Origin of the sequence: Bacillus sanguinis, from assembly GCF_018332475.1 — a bacterium.
Classification (GTDB): domain Bacteria; phylum Bacillota; class Bacilli; order Bacillales; family Bacillaceae_G; genus Bacillus_A; species Bacillus_A sanguinis.
Genome location: NZ_BOQB01000016.1, coordinates 16,260 through 34,649, shown reverse-complemented (window position 1 = coordinate 34,649; position 18,390 = coordinate 16,260). Strand labels below are relative to the sequence as shown.

The window sequence follows — 18,390 nt, the reverse complement described above, 5'->3', positions numbered from 1 at the left end:
AACAAATTCAAGTCTAGAACGCTGCCCATCCAAGCAGAATATTCTTCTGTTTTAATTGTTTCATTGAGCGCTTTCCCCCAAAATGTTTCGGTTTGTTCATAAGCATTTTTCCATGCTTGCAATGGATCGAATTTTTGATCAATCACTTCGCCTACACTCCCTTTTTCGTTTTTGAAACAATTCAACCTATTCACTATTTTCTAATATTCTGAATAAAACTTCAAGTCTATATTTTATTTTTCTTTATTTTCCGATAAATGTATTGACATTAAAAACAGATAGGTGTAAATTGCACTTATAAGCAAAAAATTCCATCTAACTGATTCATGAGGTGATGCACAATCATGCTACATAATGAACCAGAACACCCAGAAAGTTTGGAAAAAAACCAAGCGAAACAACCAAACTCCATGCCAAAAAACTTCTTAGTTCCTTTCTTACTTCTCTGTCTAAAAGACTGGAGTCTTCATGGTTACAAACTCATTCAAATGCTAATGGACATCGGCTTTTCTTCTGTTGACCAAGGTAATGTGTATAGAACACTACGCAAATTAGAAAAAGAAAACCTTATTTCTTCTACTTGGGATACAAGCGAAGGCGGGCCAGCGAAACGAATTTATTCTTTAACAGAATATGGAGAGCAATATTTAACAACATGTGCGACTTCTTTTGAACATTATCAAAATATGTTGCGGACGTTTTTTACGTTATACACCAATGCATTCTTTCCATTTTCTACTTCTCCAGAAAAGGATGAAAAGGATTCTTCATCTTCACCTGGTGGTACAGCAGAGTGATCTGCGTTCACAATATGCAAAAAAACATTTGGAGGTCAAACAATGGAAACTAAGCCATACGAATTAGTCGATGCATTTTGGAAAAACTGGTCTCAATCTCTTTCCCTCTTCTCTTCAGCTGGGAAACAATTAGAGCAACTTACTTTAGAAACTTTAAAACAACAACAAGACGCTTTGCATAAATTAACATCAGGAGTAGATGAACTAGAAAAAGAACTACAACAATTCACTGCTCAGTTCAATAACCAATATACAGATTACGTGAAGCAATTAACTGGAAACTCCTTAAATGATCAAATTAACGAGTGGCAAGGGAAATGGAATGAACTTTCTACTCAAATGCACCAACTTACTGTTTCTCCTACGAAAACATCTTTGTCTATTCTTACTCAAACTAGCGGTCAATTTGAAGAAACAACAAAACAATTTATTGAACAACAACAATTACAACGTGAAGAGGTTCAAAAACAGTTAGAAGTTTTTTTGGGAGAGTTCAAGTCCAAACAACTAGAACTCGCAAAGCAGTTCGAGGAAAACTCAAAAAATTTATTTACTTCCATCAAGTAAGAAAAATGTGGGAGCTAACTGCAGCACAAACAAAACTCTTTCTTCCTCCTACTACATCAAGATGGCTGGCATTTTTCGATATGGAAAAGAAGGAGGCCAAAATGAATCCATTTCAAGAAGCACAAACTGTTCCAGAGCTTCGTTATGATGAGATTCAAGTCGGTGATCAAGCATCCCTTACAAAAACGATTACGGATGAGGACGTTATCAATTTTGCAAAATTAACTGGAGATGTGAACCCTATTCATATTTTAGATTCTTTTGCAAAAACGACAATGTTTAAAGAACGTATTGCTCATGGCATGCTCGTTTCCAGTTTCATTTCGACGATTCTTGGAACGAAACTCCCTGGCAAAAACACGATTTATTTATCTCAAAACGTTTCATTCCGTGCTCCTGTCAAAATCGGCGATACACTTCGCGTTGTGGCAGAAGTTATTAAAAAACGGGACGATAAAAAAATCATTACATTGCAAACAAACATATATAATCAATTAGGTGATATTGTCGTGGAAGGTACAGCGACAATACTGAAAAAAGAGTAGCAAATTTGCTACTCTTTTTTCTATCCAATAACTTCTAATCACACCGATTACTTCCGCGTATGAGTACGTCGTTTCCACATAAAATAACGTTACCAGTTTAGATAAGTACTTAGCTGAACTGGACTACTCATAAGGATGTGTATCAACATGGTAAAAACAAACAAATTACTAGTTCCAGGTGCAGAACAAGCACTTGAACAATTTAAATATGAAATTGCACAAGAATTCGGCGTAAGCTTAGGATCTAATACAGCATCTCGTTCTAACGGTTCAGTTGGCGGTGAAGTAACAAAACGACTTGTTGCTTTAGCTCAACAACAATTACGTGGATAATACTATAACATATGGCTTAGAGGCAGATATTCTCTGCCTCTTTCTATTTTTAACATACATAATTGTGCTTTTTCACATACTAGTAAGAGCAAACTGAAAGGAACGATATGTAACATGAAACGGATTAACATTAGCATGAGTCCTCCCCGCGTTCTTACTTTGTCTTTTATTATGTTATCAATCATCGGTACATGCTTATTAAAGCTACCAATTGCTACAACAACGTCTATTTCATGGCTCGATGCTTTATTTACAACCGTTTCTGCTTGTACGGTTACAGGGCTCGGTGTTGTGGACACTGGAAAAGTATTTACCTTATTTGGCCAATGTGTCATTTTAACGCTTATACAAGTTGGCGGACTTGGCATTATGAGCTTTGCCGTTTTAATTGCGATTATGCTCGGCAGAAAAATTGGTCTTCAAAACCGAATTTTACTACAACAAGCGTTAAATCAAACGAATATTGGAGGCGTCATTCGTCTTGCCAAAGCATTATTTTTATTCTCTTTTACAGTCGAATGTATCGCTACTTTAATTCTTTCTTTCGAATGGGTACCAAAATATGGGATTGCTAAAGGGATCTATTATAGTTTTTTTCATTCCATCTCCGCTTTTAACAATGCTGGTTTTTCTGTGTGGAGCGATAATTTAATGTCGCATTCTCATAGCATTCTTGTCAATCTCGTTATTTCGTCCCTCATTATTTTAGGTGGGATTGGTTTTACAGTAATCGTAGATATAAAGAAAAAGAAAAATTTTAAAAACCTTACATTACACTCAAAGCTTATGCTCTCTTCTACTCTAATCGTTAATATTATTGCAACCGTTTTTATTTTCATATTCGAATTCCACAATTCTCTTTCTATGAGAGGCTTTACTCCATTTGAAGAAGGAATGGCCGCTTATTTTCAGGCCGTTTCCACGCGTACTGCCGGGTTTAATACAGTTGATATTTCTGCATTATCAAAGCCTTCCCTTTTATTAATGATGCTTCTAATGTTTATTGGAGCTGGGAGTGCTTCAACTGGTGGTGGAATTAAGTTAACCACATTTTTAATTATGTTTTTTGGGGTATTTAAATTTTTACAAGAACAAGATGATATTGTCGTATTTAAAAAATCTATTAAAGATACTCTCATCGTCAAATCATTGACCATCACTATTATTTCTATTTCATTTATCTTTTTTGCTATTTTAATTTTAAGTATAACTGAGCGAGTTCCCCTCTTGATGAGTGCTTTCGAAGTATTTTCAGCATTTGGGACTGTCGGTCTCAGTATGAATTTCACACCACACTTAACGATGATCGGAAAAGCTATTATCATCTTTATGATGTTTTTCGGGAAAATGGGACCTTTAACACTTGCTTTTTCATTTGCACGTAAAAAGAACCGAAAAATAAAATATCCGAATGAAGATATTTTAACAGGTTGACAACCGTATAAATTATCCATATAATGAGAGTACAATAGCATATCTCCAAAGGGGAGTAGCGTCCAAGAATATTTCTTGGAAACAAAGTCGTCATTACGTAGAACTTAGTTCTTCCGGCTTTGTTGGCATTTTCATTACATATGTCTAGCAAGACCTTTGCCTATTAACGGCAGGGGTCTTTTTTGTATTCGTTACCAAATTCTTCCAAAGTTAATAGGCAGGAGTATGGGGAAACTAAATAGTGGGGAAATTCTTCACTTATTTAGTACTTATAGAAATGAGAGGAGAATGTACATGGATGTATCATTATTATTGGAGTATGGTTGGGTATTACTCATCCTAATTGCACTAGAGGGGATTTTAGCAGCTGATAACGCTCTTGTTCTTGCAATTATGGTAAAACATTTACCAGAAGAAAAACGTAAGAAAGCACTATTTTACGGATTAGCGGGGGCATTTGTTTTCCGTTTCGGATCATTATTTATGATTTCGTTCTTAGTCGACGTATGGCAAGTGCAAGCAATCGGTGCCATTTACCTTATGTTTATCGCTGGTAATCACTTATTTAAAACGTATGTTAAAAAGAATACAGATGAAGAAACAGAAGAAAAAGAAGCAAAGAAAAAACAAGAGAATTTTTGGTGGACTGTATTTAAAGTTGAGGTTGCTGATATCGCCTTCGCAGTTGATTCTATTTTAGCTGCTGTTGCATTAGCAATGACTTTACCAAAAACAGGCTTAGGTACAATTGGTAGTCTTGATACTGGGCAATTCGTTGTTATCTTTGTAGGTGGACTTATCGGATTAATCATTATGCGATTTGCAGCAACTGCTTTCGTACAAATCTTAAAACGTAAACCAGGACTTGAAACTGCAGCATTCTTAATCGTAGGTTGGGTTGGTGTGAAATTAGCAATTTATACGTTAGCACACCCTGCATTAAATGTAATTCCACATTCATTCCCAGAATCTACACCATGGAAGCTTACATTCTGGATTGTATTAGTCGGAATCGCAGTTGGCGGCTGGTTCTTCTCAAAAGAAGTAGAAGGAAAAGTAGAAAAGAATTTAGACGAAAAAGCGCTGTAATTACAGCGCTTTTTCTTTTTCCTTTCTCCCTCTCAATGTCCAGGAAAATTTCTATTATACTATCTTTTGTAAACGTTTTCTTAATGCATGTATGTCCTTTTTGTGAAACATTGCACAAACTTATTGAAACTACGACCGAATCCATGTACTTTATTCATATAAAGAGTATTTATAGATGATGTACTAAAGGAGCGTATTACTCATGCTAGAACAAGGATTAGATTATGTTGTCAAACTGGCTAAGAGCAAAAAACAAATGCTAGATACAAACCCGATGCAATATTTCATTCGTGCCGCACTTGCGGGTATTTATATCGGTTTTATTATTGTACTATGTTTTAAATTAGGTAACTTTTTTCACATTGCAGATTCACCAGCAACTTATTTAGCTGCTTCTATGTTTTTCGGAATTGCCCTCGTACTTATTATATATGGCGGTGCTGAATTGTTTACTGGCAACACAATGTACTTCACTGTAGCAACTTTAAGAAAAGAAACAACGATTTCTGATACACTTCGTAACTGGGTCGCTTGTTATGCAGGGAATTTAGCTGGAGCTTTATTCTTTGCCTTACTATTTTATGCAACTGGAATTTTCGAAGCAATTGATCACGGTCATTTCATGAATAAAGTAGTAGAAGGAAAAATGAATACACCTACAATGCAATTATTCTTTAAAGCAATTTTATGTAACTGGCTCGTATGTCTTGCTTGTTTCTTACCTTCTCAAGTGAAAGGTGATACAGCAAAAATTATGATGATGATGCTACTCGTTTTCACATTCTTCTTATCTGGTTACGAGCATAGCATTGCAAACTTATCACTGTTTGCTTTATCTTTAATTTCACCACATCCGGAGACAATTTCTTTTGCAGGTGCTATTCATAACTTAATTCCAGTTACAATCGGTAACATTATTGGCGGGTCTGTATTTGTCGGTATGGTTTACCATTACTTAACAAAGAAAGTACCTGACGTAAAACAAAAAGAAACTGAATTAGTAGCAGCTCAACAAGAAGAAATCATTCCGTTGCAAGCGCATATGAAACATTAAAAACTCCAAAGTTTTACTTTGGAGTTTTTAGCTCCCCACATATTTAACAACAAGGTGAGGATTAATTTCCCCTTCTTCCTTTCCCTTATTAATCCTCTGTTTCATCTTGTGCATACCGATGACATCATTCGTATGAAGGTGAATTTCATTTACATATAAACCCTCTTTACAAAAAACTTCTACAAAATCTAATCCACTTTTTTCTCCCCATCCCATGTTAAAGTCAAGGGAAAGAATATTCACCTCATAATCCCGAACCATTTGCAAAGCACATTCTACTGTAGTTGCCGGCACATACCCGTACGGGCAACTTCTTTGATCATCCATATATACATTCATTTTCTATCCCCTCTCTATTTTGCATACGTGACCAACATGTAACATATTGCCCCAAGGCTAATAAAAGGACCAAACGGAATCTGGCTCCTCATCTTCATACGTTTTAATACTATACCAGCTCCAAAGAAACAAAGACTAAAACAAGATGCTAAAAATAAAATCATAAAAATCCCTTTCAGCCCCACTATAAATCCAAGCAACGAAAGTAATTTTATATCCCCTCCACCAAGCCCTTCTGGATATATCTTTTGCAAGCAATATAACAAAATAAATATAACGCTACTACCAACTATACTATCTGTCCAAGTGACTAACGGTACAAAAATGCATTCTAAAATAAGCAAACAGGCAAACCAAACTAAAATACGATTTGGGATTAACATATATATGTAATCTGTAACTGAGATAATAAGAAGTAATGAAAATAGCGATAAAATGATAATAAGCTCTCGCTCTACCCCAATCATGTATACAGTAAGAAGAAATATAATTCCGGTTACAAGTTCAAATACTACGTACAAAATTGAAATCACCCTCCTGCAATTCGTACAACGTCCCCTTTGTATACAAAATGAAATGATTGGGATCAATTCTTTTGGCTTTAGCACATACTTACAATAATGACAATGTGAACGCGGGGTAATGATAGACTCACCTAGTGGCACTCTCATTGCAATTACCATAAAAAAAGAACCAAACACCATCCCCGCTAACAATGCATATAAATAAGTGAACATCCCTTCCTCTCCTTTCCAGAAGAACATAGCAAAAAAAGGAGAGAACTTCTACTTCATATTATCTCTATTCTATTAAAAAAGCAGGCCATTTTCTGGCCTGCTTTCCCCTCTTTTATACGATGAAATATACTGCTTTTAATGGTCCATGTACGCCAACAACAAGATTCATTTCAATATCTGCCGAGTTACTAGGTCCTGTAATAAAGTTAATACAAGATGCCACTGTCTCACCATTTTCTACACGTGTGTTCATATCCTGAACTGCTTGTGTAATACGAGGCACAAGTGTTTCACGTGGAATAATAGCAAAGTATACAGTCGGTAAAAAGTGTAAAGAACGACCTTGACCTTTATGACTTTGTACCACAATCGTACCAGATTCAGCTAAAGTATAATCACTAAATGCGATTCCAATATTCGCTCTTTCTGCGATACGCATATTCTCTTCTTTTTTCTCAGGGTCCCATACATTCACTTCAACATTTTGCTTTGGAAGCTCTTCTTTAAATAAAGAAGTCAATCCATAAGAATCAAAACGTTCATCTGCCGATAACATAATAGGTCCCCCGCCGTTTTCCACGATTACTTTTTGAATATCTTCACGTAAACGGTCGTTTGTCGTTTCCACTACAGTTGTATGAATGTTTGTACATTGATTTTTAAATACTTCTAACAATTCTTCTTGTGAATAATCTTTTAGCGTTTCTACATTCACATTACTTTTCCATGCTGGACGCTTTACGCCTTCCGTTTTCCGCTCACGTCCAAGTTCTTTTGCAATATTATCTAGAAAGGACTCACGGTTTTGAATTAATCCTGTCATTATTTGTCCCCGCCTTTCTTATGATCTTTATACCAATCACGGAACCGTTCTTTACTTGGAGCTGGGAATTCACGAATATCTGTCCAGTTTTTAAGTGGCCCAACACCTTTTGATACACGATTACCAGATGTAAATGGACTCATTGCTGCTGGCGCCATTTTTGATCCCATTTTATATAAAGCTGCTGAAGATGCACCCATACTAAACATTTTCATTGCTAATTTTTCTGCAAGTGGAGCACGTCCTTCTTGCTCAACAATTACTTGACGATGTTTTAATAATAAATCATGCAATGGTATTTTTACTGGACAAGCTTCTGTACACGCTCCACATAAACTAGAGGCATAAGGAAGCTCTTTGTAATCATCATATCCGCCTAAAAGTGGAGTTAATACCGCACCGATTGGTCCTGAGTATATAGAACCATACGAATGTCCACCAACGTGACGATATACAGGACATACGTTAACACAAGCAGCACAACGAATACATTGCAATACTGAGCGGAATTCAGAACCAAGAATTTGAGAGCGGCCATTATCAACAACAACTAAGTGGAATTCTTCTGGTCCATCTACTTCCTCTTCTTGAATTGGCCCCGCTACAGTTACATAACTGGTTAATTTTTGCCCTACTGCACTACGACATAGTAAACCAACTAAAACATCTAATTCTTCCATTGTTGGAACCATACGTTCCATACCCATTACTGCAATTTGAGTTTTCGGAATCGACATAACAAGATCGGCATTACCTTCGTTCGTTACTAAACAAAGAGAACCAGTATTTGCAACTGCAAAGTTACAACCTGTTACACCAATTTCCGCATCCATAAATTTCTCACGAAGTTGTTTGCGAACAAACTTTGTCATTTCGTATGGATCATCAGAATTTTCATAGCCAAGCTTTTCTTTAAATACATCACGAATTTGCGTTCTATTTTTATGAAGTGCAGGCGCAATAATATGTGAAGGTGGATCGTTATCTACTTGCAAGATATACTCTCCTAAGTCACTTTCTAACACTTCACAACCAATCTCTTCAAGGGCATGATTCATACTAATTTCTTCAGTTACCATTGATTTTGACTTTACAACTTTCTTCGCTTGTTTCTTTTTTGCAACGTCTTGAATATACTTTGCTGCTTCCTCTTTCGTTTTCGCAAAGTACACATGGCCGCCTCTTTTTGATACATTTTCACTTAACTGCATTAAGTAATAATCAAGATTTTCTAGCGTATGTTGGCGAATTTGTTCACCTAGTTCGCGCCACTCTTCCCAATTTCCTAATTCATCCGCTGCTTTTAAGCGGTTCGTATATAAGCGCGTTTGTGCAGAAGATACCGCTCCGCGCATAAAAGAATCTTGAATTCCATCGCCAACGCGATCATTAAATTTTTTCTCACTGATTTTCATAGACATAGCTTATGTTCCCCCTTCATGAGCGACTATTCAGTACCTCAGCAATATGCATTACTTTTATTTCTTTTCCTAAACGCTCAATACGTCCGCCAATGTTTAACAAACACCCACAATCTGCACCGATTAAATAATCAGCACCTGTTTCCATTGCACTATCTACCTTTTCATCTACCATTTGCTCAGAAATTGGAGTCATCTTCACTGAAAACGTTCCCCCAAACCCACAACAATTTTGTGCGTTTGGCAGTTCTCTCACAGTTAATCCTTTTACATTTGATAATAAAATTCCTGGTGCCTCTTTTACTCCAAGCAGGCGTGTCATATGACAAGATTTATGAATAGTAGCGATCCCTGGTAAACTTGCACCAACATCTGTCACTTTTAAAACATCTACAATAAATTGTGTCAATTCATATGTTTTATCAGCGACCTTTTGTGCACGTTTAACCCACTTCGGATCATCTTTAAAAACATGCGGATACTCATGAAACATTGTCGCACAAGAACCAGATGGTGTAACGATATATTCTGCACCTTCGAAAGTTTCAATCATATGTTTCATCGCTTCTTTTGCTGCTTCTACATGGCCGCTATTATAAGCAGGCTGACCACAACAAACTTGTGCTTCTGGAAATTCAATTTCACAACCTAAACGCTCCAACACTTCAACTGTTGCTTTGCCGACGTTTGTTTCAAACATATCGACTAAACAAGTAACAAATAAAGTAACTTTCATAACTATTACTCCCCCTTTTTACAACTCCACCAACAAACATATGGTCATCAGATGATTAAAGAAAGAAGAAATAGGCTCAACCATGGCCTATCCTCTCCCTCTTCTAAAGAAAACGCTTACTTAATCTTTCTCTATTTTATCAAAAAATTTGATTTTTAAAAGATTAAATTACGAATTTATATCGTTTTTACCTGTGACAATATGTTCTACATTTGTTAAATGATCTAGCATTGCTTGCTGCGCTAATTCTACATCTTGCTTTAACACTGCATCATATATAACTTGATGCTCTTCTATAAGTCGTTCTGATGTTGTTTGTTCACCATATAAAATAATGCGTCTTGATTCACCAATCGTTTCAGCAATCATCTCTGAAACGTGATTCATGAGTTCAAGCAAAATGTTGTTATGCGAAGACTCCGCAATTCCCATATGGAACTGAAAATCTGCTTTTTCGCCAGCCTTTTCATCTCCAATGCTCTTTGCCATTTCATCTAACCAATGCTTCATATTTTGCAAATTATCTTCCGTACGCTTTGCCGCAGCTGCTCGAACTGCCCCCACTTCAAGCACCTTTCGTACTTCTAATAAGTTTAAAATATCTTCTTTCTTCATTAATAATTTATTGTTTAATGATTTTGTTAATGAAGAAGAATCGAAATTCTTCACATATGTACCTTCTCCTTGTTTCATCTCAATTAAGCCCATTGCTCTTAGCGCACTTAACGCTTCACGAACAGCAGATCTACCAACTTGAAACTGCTCAGCTAATTGATGTACAGGAAGTAGTTTGTCACCAGGTTTTAACGTACCATTTTTAATCATTGTTAAAATAGCTTCAGATACTTCTTCGTAAATCTTTTTCGGTTTAATAGATTTGTACTCCAGTTAAATCACCTCAGTATCTTCCAAACAACAAGTGAAACGATGTATAAGAACTTTGCATCATAACTATTTTAGAACGAATTGGTAAGAAGTACAAATGTTTTGTTCATAAAATCGTCAAATTTTCGATATTTATTACATATTAATTTATATCTTTCTGTATAACTATTGTCTCTTATACAAAAAAGCATGCCCTAAAAATTAGAACATGCTCCCCTCATCCTGTACTTTCAATTTAATAATAACCGTCGTCCCATTTCCTTTTTCACTTTCAATTCGCCACTGTCCACCATGTATATGAACAATTTGTCTTACAATAGCAAGACCTAAACCTGTTCCACCATGTTGGCGACTTCTCGCTTTATCAACGCGGTAAAAACGTTCGCCAAGATTTTCTAGATGCTCTGTATCAATACCGATTCCCGTATCTTTTATATTCAATTCACAGTAATCATCTATCTGACTAAGCGTTATCATAATATCCCCATTTGGATTCGTATACCGTATCGCATTATCTAACACGTTATGAAGTACTTGCTGCATACGATCCTCATCAATCATTACAATAATTTCTGGATTTAAATTTGTTGAAATGCGAATTTTCTTTTCTATAAATTTAATCTCATACGTATCTAACACATCTTCAATCAGTTGTGAAAAAACGATAGGTTGTTTCTTTAACGGAAAATGTTCCCCTTCTAATTGTGCTAAATCTAACAAATCATGAACGAGACGCTGCATACGATCCGCTTCTTTATGAATGAGCTGTGTTACTTTTTCCTGCTGTGGTCCTTTCGCTACACCATCTAAAATAGCCTCGCTATATCCTTTTATATAACTAAGCGGTGTTCTTAGTTCATGTGAAACGTTAGCTAAAAATTCCTTACGCTTTACGTCTTCTGTCTCTAAAGAATTTGCCATTTTATTAAATGCTTTTCCTAATCGTCCAATTTCATCTTCAGAAGAAATTGTAATTCGTTCTGAGAAATCTCCCGTAGCTAAATGATTGGCAACTCGTTCCATTTGCGAAAGTGGCCTCGTAATAGCAATAATAATCTTTCTACCAATCCATATTGTCAGTAAAGTTATAGCAAGTGCTAACGGTGCTAAAATAAGGCCCATATCATATATTAAGTCTTTTATACTTTTTAAAGGAATATAAGAATATACAATGCCAACTAATTTTTTATTTTCTAAAACAGGGATGACAACCCCCATAATATTACGGTCAAAATGTTCCTCATACCCTATCTTTGTCACAGTTTTCCCATCTAATAATGCTTGCCTGTCCCCTTCACTTATAAGAGAATGATGATGCACATCAAAAGGTAAACACGCGCTTAAATCACGTGGGTTCGATACGAAAAGAACGTCTGAACTAGATATTTGATCAAATGCTCTTACTTTCTCTTCAAAAGTTGATATGCCTTCACGCTTATCATATTGCGCAGCAAGACCCTTCCCCTCCGTTACTAATGAATCTTTTAAATTATCAACGTATAGTTTTTCATACGAGTATAAAGATACAAAATAAAGAAAGGAAACTGTTACAAATACTGCACATACTACTGTCAGCCAAAGCTTCTGTACCATCGTAAACATAGGTTACACCTCAAATTTATAGCCTACACCCCAAACAGTTTGAATGTAGTTTCCACTTTCTCCAAGTTTCAAACGCATCGTTTTCACATGCGTATCTACTGTTCTCGTACTTCCGGCATAATCATATCCCCATACCTTTTCCAACAATTGCTCTCGGCTAAATACTTGTCCCGTATGTTGGCAAAGAAAATAGAGTAAATCAAACTCTTTTACTGTAAGAGAAATCGGCTCACCATCCGCCTCAATCTTCCTACTTTTTTCATTAATCAGGATCGGTCCAAACTGAACCTCCTCTTGTTGTTCTTGCTTTGTATAACGTCTTAACACAGCTTCCATACGAGCAATTAATTCTCCAGGGCTAAATGGCTTTACAATATAATCATCTGCTCCCATACGTAAGCCGTTCACCCTATTCCACTCTTCACCTTTTGCTGTTAAAAATATAATTGGTACATCTGACGTTTTTCTAATTTCTTTACAAACTGAAAGTCCATCCATCTCTGGCATCATAATATCTAATACAACGAAATCATAATGATCCGTCTCTAATTTTTTTAGAGCCTCTTTTCCATTTTCAGCTTCTCCCCACTCGTATCCGAAATTATCTAAATACATTCCAACAAGCTGCCTCATATCACTTTCATCATCTACAACTAGCACCCTATATTTACTCATTGTCCTTCCCTTCTCTCTCTATGAGTTGAAACGGCCCTTTTCCGACTTTAATTGTTTGTTTTATTTTCAAATTCTTCATATCTATGATGCACAATTCATCACTATCATAGCTTGCTACATATCCTTCTGCTTCGCTCTTCAAGAATGCAAATGGGTTCGATCCTACTTCTACAGAAGCTACCTCTTTATACGTGCTAACATCAAACTTTCTAAGCGTATTCGAACCGTGACTTAATGCATATACATACTTATTATCCTTCGTTATATTCACAGGCATAAACGGAGCGTGTAAAGAACGTACCATTTCTCCGCTCTGCAAAGAATACACTAATACTTTTTCATTGACTTGATTTCCATCACCATGTCCGCCAATCCATATTTCTTTCCCATCTGGGCTAATTGTCGCTCCCGTTGATGCTGGGGGAATTATAAAGGATTGTATCACTTCTTTTTTCTTTGTATCAATGGTCGTTAGCTTCGTATCATAAAAGTTTAATACAGATAACTGGTTATGGTACTCTACCATCGTTATTGGTCCTTTTCCGGTTGACACACTCCCTGTCTCTTTCCCTTTTATCGTAAAGAACCTTACCTTTTGGGCAGTTTGATCGGCAGCAAATAATTTCTTTTTATCTTCGGATACAATCACATTTACAATGCCTTTTCCAGTTTTATATTTGTCCACTTGCCTTCCTTCTGCTAGTGAATATACATACATGTACTCTAACTGCTTGCCATATACAAGTATGTCCTCGCCGTTTGGAAGTAGTGCAACTCCTGCCATTGGTTCATTAAGTTCCCATGTCGTAATTAACTTTTTAGTTTGTTTATCAACAAAACTAATACTACCTTCTTTTATATTCGTTGTTATAATAACACTTTTATCTTTAGCAATCGGTGTATATGAACTTCCTTGACACCCTACTAATAGAAATAAAAAACAGAGAAGAAAAACATACTTTCTCAAAAGATTCCCTCCATCTTCGGATGATTTCGTTATAATTGTAAAATAACAAATAAATGTGTGGAAAGTGTGAAATTTTCCTTTCTTACTTCATTTACATATATAATGTACAACAAATAGAATTTGAGGTGTGCAAATTATGCTTTTTCCTGATTTAGCGAATAAAATTGTACGAGAAGTACGCAGACTAATTAAAGAAAATATCATTATTATTAATATAAAAGGCATTATTATCGCAAGTACAGATGTAGAAAGAATCGGTCAATTTCATGAAGGTGCACTCCAATGTGCGAAACAAAAGAAAACTGTCATTATTACAAAAGAAGATGAACGACGTTTGCAAGGTGTAAAGGCCGGAATGAACCTCCCCTTACTATTTCATGACGAAGTAATTGGTGTCATTGGAATTACAGGAGAACCTGAAAACATTTCACAATACGGAGAAATACTACGTAAAATGACCGAACTACTCATTCACGAAAACTACTTTTTAGAACAACTAGAGCTTGAACACCGTTCTTATGAAGCATTTGTCTTTGATTGGCTTCAAAATACAGACTGGTCTCCAAGCTTTCTCGATCGCGCAAAAACACTTGGTATTGATTTATATAAGAAGAAACAACTTATTTTGTTCTCAATCGATCAAAATGACACGATGCTTCAGCGTAAGATTTGGCAACACGTACGCAATCTATTAACAAAGGAGCATCTATTTGTTCGCTGGGGAAATGATCGATTTATTTTATTTACATCCACACACTCTAAAGAGCAAACGTATCAATTTTTAAACCGATTAAAACAAGACTGTGAAACTTTATTTTCTACTTCTTTATATATTGGGATTGGACAATCCGTTACGCCAAACAATATGAACTTATCGTACGAACAAGCATTACAAGCTCTTTCTGTATCACTTGAAACGAAAAAAATTGTGTTTAATGAAGATTTACGTTTAGAAATGTGCTTACAAGATATTTCCGCTGAAACGCGGGAACAGTTTCTAAGACGCACAATCGAAAACTTACTATCATCGCCTGAACTTATGCACACTTTACGTTTATTTATTGATTATAACCAATCTTATAAACAAACAGCTGAGCAATTACATATACACATTAACACATTGCATTACAGGCTTAAAAAGATTGAGGAGCATACAGGACTTGATCCGAAACAATTCAAAGACTTAAACATTTTATACTTCTCGCTCCTCTTATTAGATAATCACACAAAAAAGAATGATAAAACAGATTAATCTTTAGATGATTATACATAGAAAGAATCCTCCAACTTTTTTATCATTATAATGAAAGCACTGTTACAACGTTTTTTATTATGACTAAATACGGTAACAGTTTGAGGGGGATTTCCAATGTTAGAAAAGCAAATTATTCATTCATTCGTATCCATTGTTGGCGAAGATAATGTAGATACATCCAATATGGGGCGTTTAACGTATAGTTATGATGCCACTCCAAACTTCCAAGCAATGCCTGATGCAGTCATTGCTCCTCGTAATACAAATGAAGTAGCTGAAGTATTAAAAGTATGTAACACTCACAAAATTCCTGTATATGTTCGTGGTTCTGGAACAAACCTTTGCGCAGGAACATGTCCACTTGAAGGCGGTATCGTCCTTATCTTCCGCCATATGAATAATATTTTAGAAATTGATGAAGAGAATTTAACAATTACTGTACAGGCTGGCGTTATTACGCTTGATATTATTAAAGCGGTGGAAGAAAAAGGTTTATTTTACCCACCAGATCCAAGTTCAATGAAAATTTCTACAATCGGTGGTAACATTAATGAAAACTCAGGTGGATTACGTGGATTAAAATATGGCGTAACACGTGATTATGTGATGGGTCTTGAACTTGTCTTACCAAATGGCGATATGATTCGTACTGGTGGTAAATTAGCAAAAGATGTAGCCGGTTACGATTTAACTCGTTTATTTATCGGTTCTGAAGGAACACTTGGCGTCGTAACTGAAGCTATATTAAAACTTGTTCCTATGCCTGAAACGAAGAAAACGATGCTTGCACTATATGAAGATATTAACGAAGCTGCACGTGCTGTTTCTTCTATTATTGCAAATAAAATCATTCCAGCGACACTTGAGTTTTTAGACCAGCCGACAATTGAAGTAGTAGAAGAATTCGCACAAATTGGTTTACCAACTGATGTAAAAGCAATTTTATTAATTGAACAAGACGGTCCGCCTGAAGTTGTTAATCGAGATATTGAAAAAATGGCTAACGTTTGTCGTTCTATGAATGCAGTTGATGTTCGCGTTGCAAAAGATGAAGCAGAAGCAGATGCGCTTCGTACAGCTCGCCGTAGTGCACTGTCAGCCCTGGCAAGATTAAAGCCTACTACAATATTAGAAGATGCAACGGTACCGCGCTCACAGATTGCTCCGATGGTTGAAGCTATTAATTCCATTGCTAAAAAATATAATATTCCTATTTGTACGTTTGGGCATGCTGGCGATGGTAACCTACACCCAACTTGTATGACAGATGCTCGCAACGAAGAAGAAATGCACCGAGCTGAACAAGCTTTTGCTGAAATATTTGCAAAAGCAATCGAACTTGGTGGCACGATCACTGGTGAACATGGTGTTGGTGCAATGAAAGCTCCGTATTTAGAAATGAAATTAGGTAAAGAAGGTATTGCTGCTATGCAAGGAATTAAAAACGCCTTCGATCCAAATAACATTATGAATCCAGGAAAGATGTTCGCGAAAGACACTCGCAAAAGAGTGGTGGTTGAGCGATGACAACATTAAATAAAGAAAACATTCAAAAAGAATTTAAAGAACGATTAAGTGAAGATGAACTACTAAACTGTATGCGATGTGGTTTCTGCTTACCAACTTGCCCTACTTACATTCAATCTGGATATAAAGAATCACATTCACCAAGAGGACGTATCGCATTAATGAAAGCGGTCGTTGATGGTTTAATTGAGCCAGATGAAGATGTTGAAAACACATTAAATGTTTGCCTCGGCTGCCGTGCTTGTGAACCTGTTTGTCCATCTGGTGTGAATTATGGACATTTATTAGAAGAAGCTCGTGATATTATAAATCAAAATAAAAAGTTCTCAGTGCCAGTGAAAGCCGTTCGTAAAGTCGTTTTTGAAGGACTGTTCCCGCATCAAAATCGAATGAGAACATTAACCGGACTAATTGGTTTTTATCAGCGTTCTGGTTTACAAACGCTAACACATAAAACAGGGATTATGAAGTTATTCCCTGAAACACTTGCAACGATGGATCTCGTTTTGCCTAAGGTCCCTAAAATGAAAGCAATGAAAGATCGTCCTGAATTTTTACCTGCTGAAAGTACGAAGAAGAAACAAGTTGCATTCTTCACAGGTTGTTTAATGGATACAATGTTTTTAGAAACAAATAACGCAACGATGAAACTACTTCAGTTAGCTGGTTGTGATATCGTTATTCCAAAAACACAAAGTTGCTGCGGGGCATTACATGGACATGCTGGTGAGAAAAGTGGAGCAAAAGAATTAGCGAAACGCAATATAAAGGCATTCGAAGATTTAAACATCGACTATATTATTACGAATGCTGGTGGTTGCGGAGCTTACCTCGTAGACTACGATTACCTGTTAAAAGATGATCCACAGTGGGCTGAACGTGCAAAACAGTTTGTTTCTAAAATTAAAGATATTACTGCTATTCTAGTAGAACTAGATTTCCATAAACGTAATGACTTACGACTTCCGTCGCAAATTATTACGTATCAAGACTCTTGTCACTTACGCAATGTTATGCGAACATCTTCAGAACCTCGTATGTTACTAGAAGCAATTCAAGGCGCAACATACCGTGAAATGAAAGATGCGGATCGCTGCTGTGGTTCTGCTGGTATTTACAATATTGTTCATTCAGAGTTGTCCATGGAATTTCTAGATTATAAAATGGACCGTGTGCATGAAACAGAAGCAACAACTATTGTTACTGCAAATCCAGGTTGTTTATTACAAATGAAATTAGGCATTGAACGAGAAGGTCTTTCTCATAAAATGAGAGGAATTCACATTGTAGATTTATTATTAGAAGCAATTGAAACCAACTCGTAATAACTCGTAACATACGTAATAATAAGAAAACGGCTATCTCCTTCGTCTACGTAAAGAGATAGCCGCTTTTTTGTCCGCTACAACATTAAAAATATGTTACTTTATTATAAAAAAGAACAACAGAAACATTACAGTTTTGTAAAAATCAATCCAGTATATTCCTCAAAAAACCTCTCAAACCATTGATACAATAGGATTCTTCATTTTCTATTTAGGTACATTTATCCAAAAACCCCCTCTTATAACCAAGTATAAAAATGCTGAAAATTCCTTTTATAC

19 protein-coding genes, 1 pseudogene and 1 riboswitch are annotated in these 18,390 nt (G+C 36.0%); of the genes and pseudogenes, 10 read left to right on the top strand and 10 right to left on the bottom strand.

Features of this window, described 5'->3' with window-relative positions; genetic code table 11:
• Positions 1 to 146 (bottom strand): annotated as a pseudogene (locus KI369_RS02315) (polyhydroxyalkanoic acid synthase subunit PhaR); the annotation flags it as partial.
• Between the two features lie 198 nt (positions 147 to 344).
• Here KI369_RS02315 and phaQ point away from each other — a divergent pair.
• The 7 genes from phaQ to KI369_RS02280 all read left to right on the top strand — a co-directional run bounded on the left by phaQ (position 345) and on the right by KI369_RS02280 (position 5,819).
• A complete protein-coding gene (phaQ, locus tag KI369_RS02310) occupies positions 345 to 797 on the top strand; it encodes a poly-beta-hydroxybutyrate-responsive repressor (RefSeq protein ID WP_000903018.1) in 453 nt (150 codons plus the stop codon).
• A gap of 42 nt (positions 798 to 839) precedes the next feature.
• Positions 840 to 1,364 carry a polyhydroxyalkanoic acid inclusion protein PhaP gene (gene phaP / locus KI369_RS02305; protein ID WP_075308595.1) on the top strand — a complete coding sequence of 175 codons (525 nt, stop codon included), beginning with the start codon at positions 840 to 842 and terminating at the stop codon, positions 1,362 to 1,364.
• 101 nt (positions 1,365 to 1,465) lie between these two features.
• Positions 1,466 to 1,909 carry a MaoC family dehydratase gene (locus KI369_RS02300; RefSeq protein ID WP_212954944.1) on the top strand — a complete coding sequence of 148 codons (444 nt, stop codon included), beginning with the start codon at positions 1,466 to 1,468 and terminating at the stop codon, positions 1,907 to 1,909.
• Positions 1,910 to 2,056: 147 nt separating this feature from the next.
• On the top strand, positions 2,057 to 2,242 hold the full coding sequence (locus tag KI369_RS02295; RefSeq protein ID WP_000241212.1) for an alpha/beta-type small acid-soluble spore protein: 186 nt from the start codon (positions 2,057 to 2,059) through the stop codon (positions 2,240 to 2,242).
• Between the two features lie 114 nt (positions 2,243 to 2,356).
• Positions 2,357 to 3,676 (top strand): TrkH family potassium uptake protein, encoded by a 1,320-nt coding sequence (locus tag KI369_RS02290; RefSeq protein ID WP_212954943.1) that lies wholly within the window; start codon positions 2,357 to 2,359, stop codon positions 3,674 to 3,676.
• Positions 3,677 to 3,714: 38 nt separating this feature from the next.
• Positions 3,715 to 3,880, top strand: a riboswitch (yybP-ykoY riboswitch).
• A gap of 90 nt (positions 3,881 to 3,970) precedes the next feature.
• Complete coding sequence (locus tag KI369_RS02285; RefSeq protein WP_212954942.1) at positions 3,971 to 4,765, top strand: TerC family protein; 795 nt, start codon at positions 3,971 to 3,973, stop codon at positions 4,763 to 4,765.
• A 202-nt stretch (positions 4,766 to 4,967) separates the two neighbouring features.
• Positions 4,968 to 5,819, top strand: coding sequence for a formate/nitrite transporter family protein (locus tag KI369_RS02280; RefSeq protein ID WP_212954941.1), 852 nt, complete (start codon positions 4,968 to 4,970; stop codon positions 5,817 to 5,819).
• A 27-nt stretch (positions 5,820 to 5,846) separates the two neighbouring features.
• Here the strand turns inward: KI369_RS02280 and KI369_RS02275 are convergent, their stop codons facing one another.
• The 9 genes from KI369_RS02275 to KI369_RS02235 all read right to left on the bottom strand — a co-directional run bounded on the left by KI369_RS02275 (position 5,847) and on the right by KI369_RS02235 (position 14,004).
• Positions 5,847 to 6,158: a cyclic-phosphate processing receiver domain-containing protein gene (locus KI369_RS02275; RefSeq protein ID WP_212954940.1), complete on the bottom strand. Its 312-nt coding sequence runs from the start codon at positions 6,156 to 6,158 to the stop codon at positions 5,847 to 5,849.
• A gap of 14 nt (positions 6,159 to 6,172) precedes the next feature.
• Complete coding sequence (locus KI369_RS02270) at positions 6,173 to 6,895, bottom strand: prepilin peptidase (protein ID WP_212954939.1); 723 nt, start codon at positions 6,893 to 6,895, stop codon at positions 6,173 to 6,175.
• Between the two features lie 112 nt (positions 6,896 to 7,007).
• Positions 7,008 to 7,718, bottom strand: coding sequence for a LutC/YkgG family protein (locus tag KI369_RS02265; protein WP_000147206.1), 711 nt, complete (start codon positions 7,716 to 7,718; stop codon positions 7,008 to 7,010).
• Positions 7,718 to 9,139, bottom strand: coding sequence for a LutB/LldF family L-lactate oxidation iron-sulfur protein (locus KI369_RS02260; protein WP_000061930.1), 1,422 nt, complete (start codon positions 9,137 to 9,139; stop codon positions 7,718 to 7,720). Before KI369_RS02260 ends, KI369_RS02265 begins: the two co-directional genes overlap by 1 nt.
• A gap of 16 nt (positions 9,140 to 9,155) precedes the next feature.
• Positions 9,156 to 9,875, bottom strand: coding sequence for a (Fe-S)-binding protein (locus tag KI369_RS02255; protein WP_212954938.1), 720 nt, complete (start codon positions 9,873 to 9,875; stop codon positions 9,156 to 9,158).
• A 168-nt stretch (positions 9,876 to 10,043) separates the two neighbouring features.
• Entirely contained in the window at positions 10,044 to 10,733 is a 690-nt protein-coding gene (locus KI369_RS02250; RefSeq protein ID WP_254913065.1) for a FadR/GntR family transcriptional regulator, read from the bottom strand.
• Positions 10,734 to 10,961: 228 nt separating this feature from the next.
• Positions 10,962 to 12,362, bottom strand: coding sequence for a sensor histidine kinase (locus KI369_RS02245; RefSeq protein WP_212954937.1), 1,401 nt, complete (start codon positions 12,360 to 12,362; stop codon positions 10,962 to 10,964).
• Positions 12,363 to 12,365: 3 nt separating this feature from the next.
• Positions 12,366 to 13,037 carry a response regulator transcription factor gene (locus tag KI369_RS02240; protein ID WP_000049879.1) on the bottom strand — a complete coding sequence of 224 codons (672 nt, stop codon included), beginning with the start codon at positions 13,035 to 13,037 and terminating at the stop codon, positions 12,366 to 12,368.
• Entirely contained in the window at positions 13,030 to 14,004 is a 975-nt protein-coding gene (locus KI369_RS02235) for a beta-propeller fold lactonase family protein (RefSeq protein WP_212954936.1), read from the bottom strand. Before KI369_RS02235 ends, KI369_RS02240 begins: the two co-directional genes overlap by 8 nt.
• A 136-nt stretch (positions 14,005 to 14,140) precedes the next feature.
• Between KI369_RS02235 and KI369_RS02230 the strand changes: the two genes are divergently transcribed.
• The 3 genes from KI369_RS02230 to KI369_RS02220 all read left to right on the top strand — a co-directional run bounded on the left by KI369_RS02230 (position 14,141) and on the right by KI369_RS02220 (position 18,111).
• On the top strand, positions 14,141 to 15,256 hold the full coding sequence (locus KI369_RS02230; RefSeq protein WP_212954935.1) for a CdaR family transcriptional regulator: 1,116 nt from the start codon (positions 14,141 to 14,143) through the stop codon (positions 15,254 to 15,256).
• 117 nt (positions 15,257 to 15,373) lie between these two features.
• Positions 15,374 to 16,786, top strand: coding sequence for a glycolate oxidase subunit GlcD (gene glcD / locus KI369_RS02225; RefSeq protein ID WP_212954934.1), 1,413 nt, complete (start codon positions 15,374 to 15,376; stop codon positions 16,784 to 16,786).
• Positions 16,783 to 18,111: a (Fe-S)-binding protein gene (locus KI369_RS02220; RefSeq protein WP_212954933.1), complete on the top strand. Its 1,329-nt coding sequence runs from the start codon at positions 16,783 to 16,785 to the stop codon at positions 18,109 to 18,111. Before glcD ends, KI369_RS02220 begins: the two co-directional genes overlap by 4 nt.
• Positions 18,112 to 18,390 lie beyond the last annotated feature (279 nt).

Coding starts and splice junctions, on each gene's coding strand:
- phaQ (WP_000903018.1), top strand. CDS start 345: ATGCTACATAATGAACCAGAACACCCAGAAAGTTTGGAAAAAAACCAA.
- phaP (WP_075308595.1), top strand. CDS start 840: ATGGAAACTAAGCCATACGAATTAGTCGATGCATTTTGGAAAAACTGG.
- KI369_RS02300 (WP_212954944.1), top strand. CDS start 1,466: ATGAATCCATTTCAAGAAGCACAAACTGTTCCAGAGCTTCGTTATGAT.
- KI369_RS02295 (WP_000241212.1), top strand. CDS start 2,057: ATGGTAAAAACAAACAAATTACTAGTTCCAGGTGCAGAACAAGCACTT.
- KI369_RS02290 (WP_212954943.1), top strand. CDS start 2,357: ATGAAACGGATTAACATTAGCATGAGTCCTCCCCGCGTTCTTACTTTG.
- KI369_RS02285 (WP_212954942.1), top strand. CDS start 3,971: ATGGATGTATCATTATTATTGGAGTATGGTTGGGTATTACTCATCCTA.
- KI369_RS02280 (WP_212954941.1), top strand. CDS start 4,968: ATGCTAGAACAAGGATTAGATTATGTTGTCAAACTGGCTAAGAGCAAA.
- KI369_RS02275 (WP_212954940.1), bottom strand. CDS start 6,158: ATGAATGTATATATGGATGATCAAAGAAGTTGCCCGTACGGGTATGTG.
- KI369_RS02270 (WP_212954939.1), bottom strand. CDS start 6,895: ATGTTCACTTATTTATATGCATTGTTAGCGGGGATGGTGTTTGGTTCT.
- KI369_RS02265 (WP_000147206.1), bottom strand. CDS start 7,718: ATGACAGGATTAATTCAAAACCGTGAGTCCTTTCTAGATAATATTGCA.
- KI369_RS02260 (WP_000061930.1), bottom strand. CDS start 9,139: ATGTCTATGAAAATCAGTGAGAAAAAATTTAATGATCGCGTTGGCGAT.
- KI369_RS02255 (WP_212954938.1), bottom strand. CDS start 9,875: ATGAAAGTTACTTTATTTGTTACTTGTTTAGTCGATATGTTTGAAACA.
- KI369_RS02245 (WP_212954937.1), bottom strand. CDS start 12,362: ATGTTTACGATGGTACAGAAGCTTTGGCTGACAGTAGTATGTGCAGTA.
- KI369_RS02240 (WP_000049879.1), bottom strand. CDS start 13,037: ATGAGTAAATATAGGGTGCTAGTTGTAGATGATGAAAGTGATATGAGG.
- KI369_RS02230 (WP_212954935.1), top strand. CDS start 14,141: ATGCTTTTTCCTGATTTAGCGAATAAAATTGTACGAGAAGTACGCAGA.
- glcD (WP_212954934.1), top strand. CDS start 15,374: ATGTTAGAAAAGCAAATTATTCATTCATTCGTATCCATTGTTGGCGAA.
- KI369_RS02220 (WP_212954933.1), top strand. CDS start 16,783: ATGACAACATTAAATAAAGAAAACATTCAAAAAGAATTTAAAGAACGA.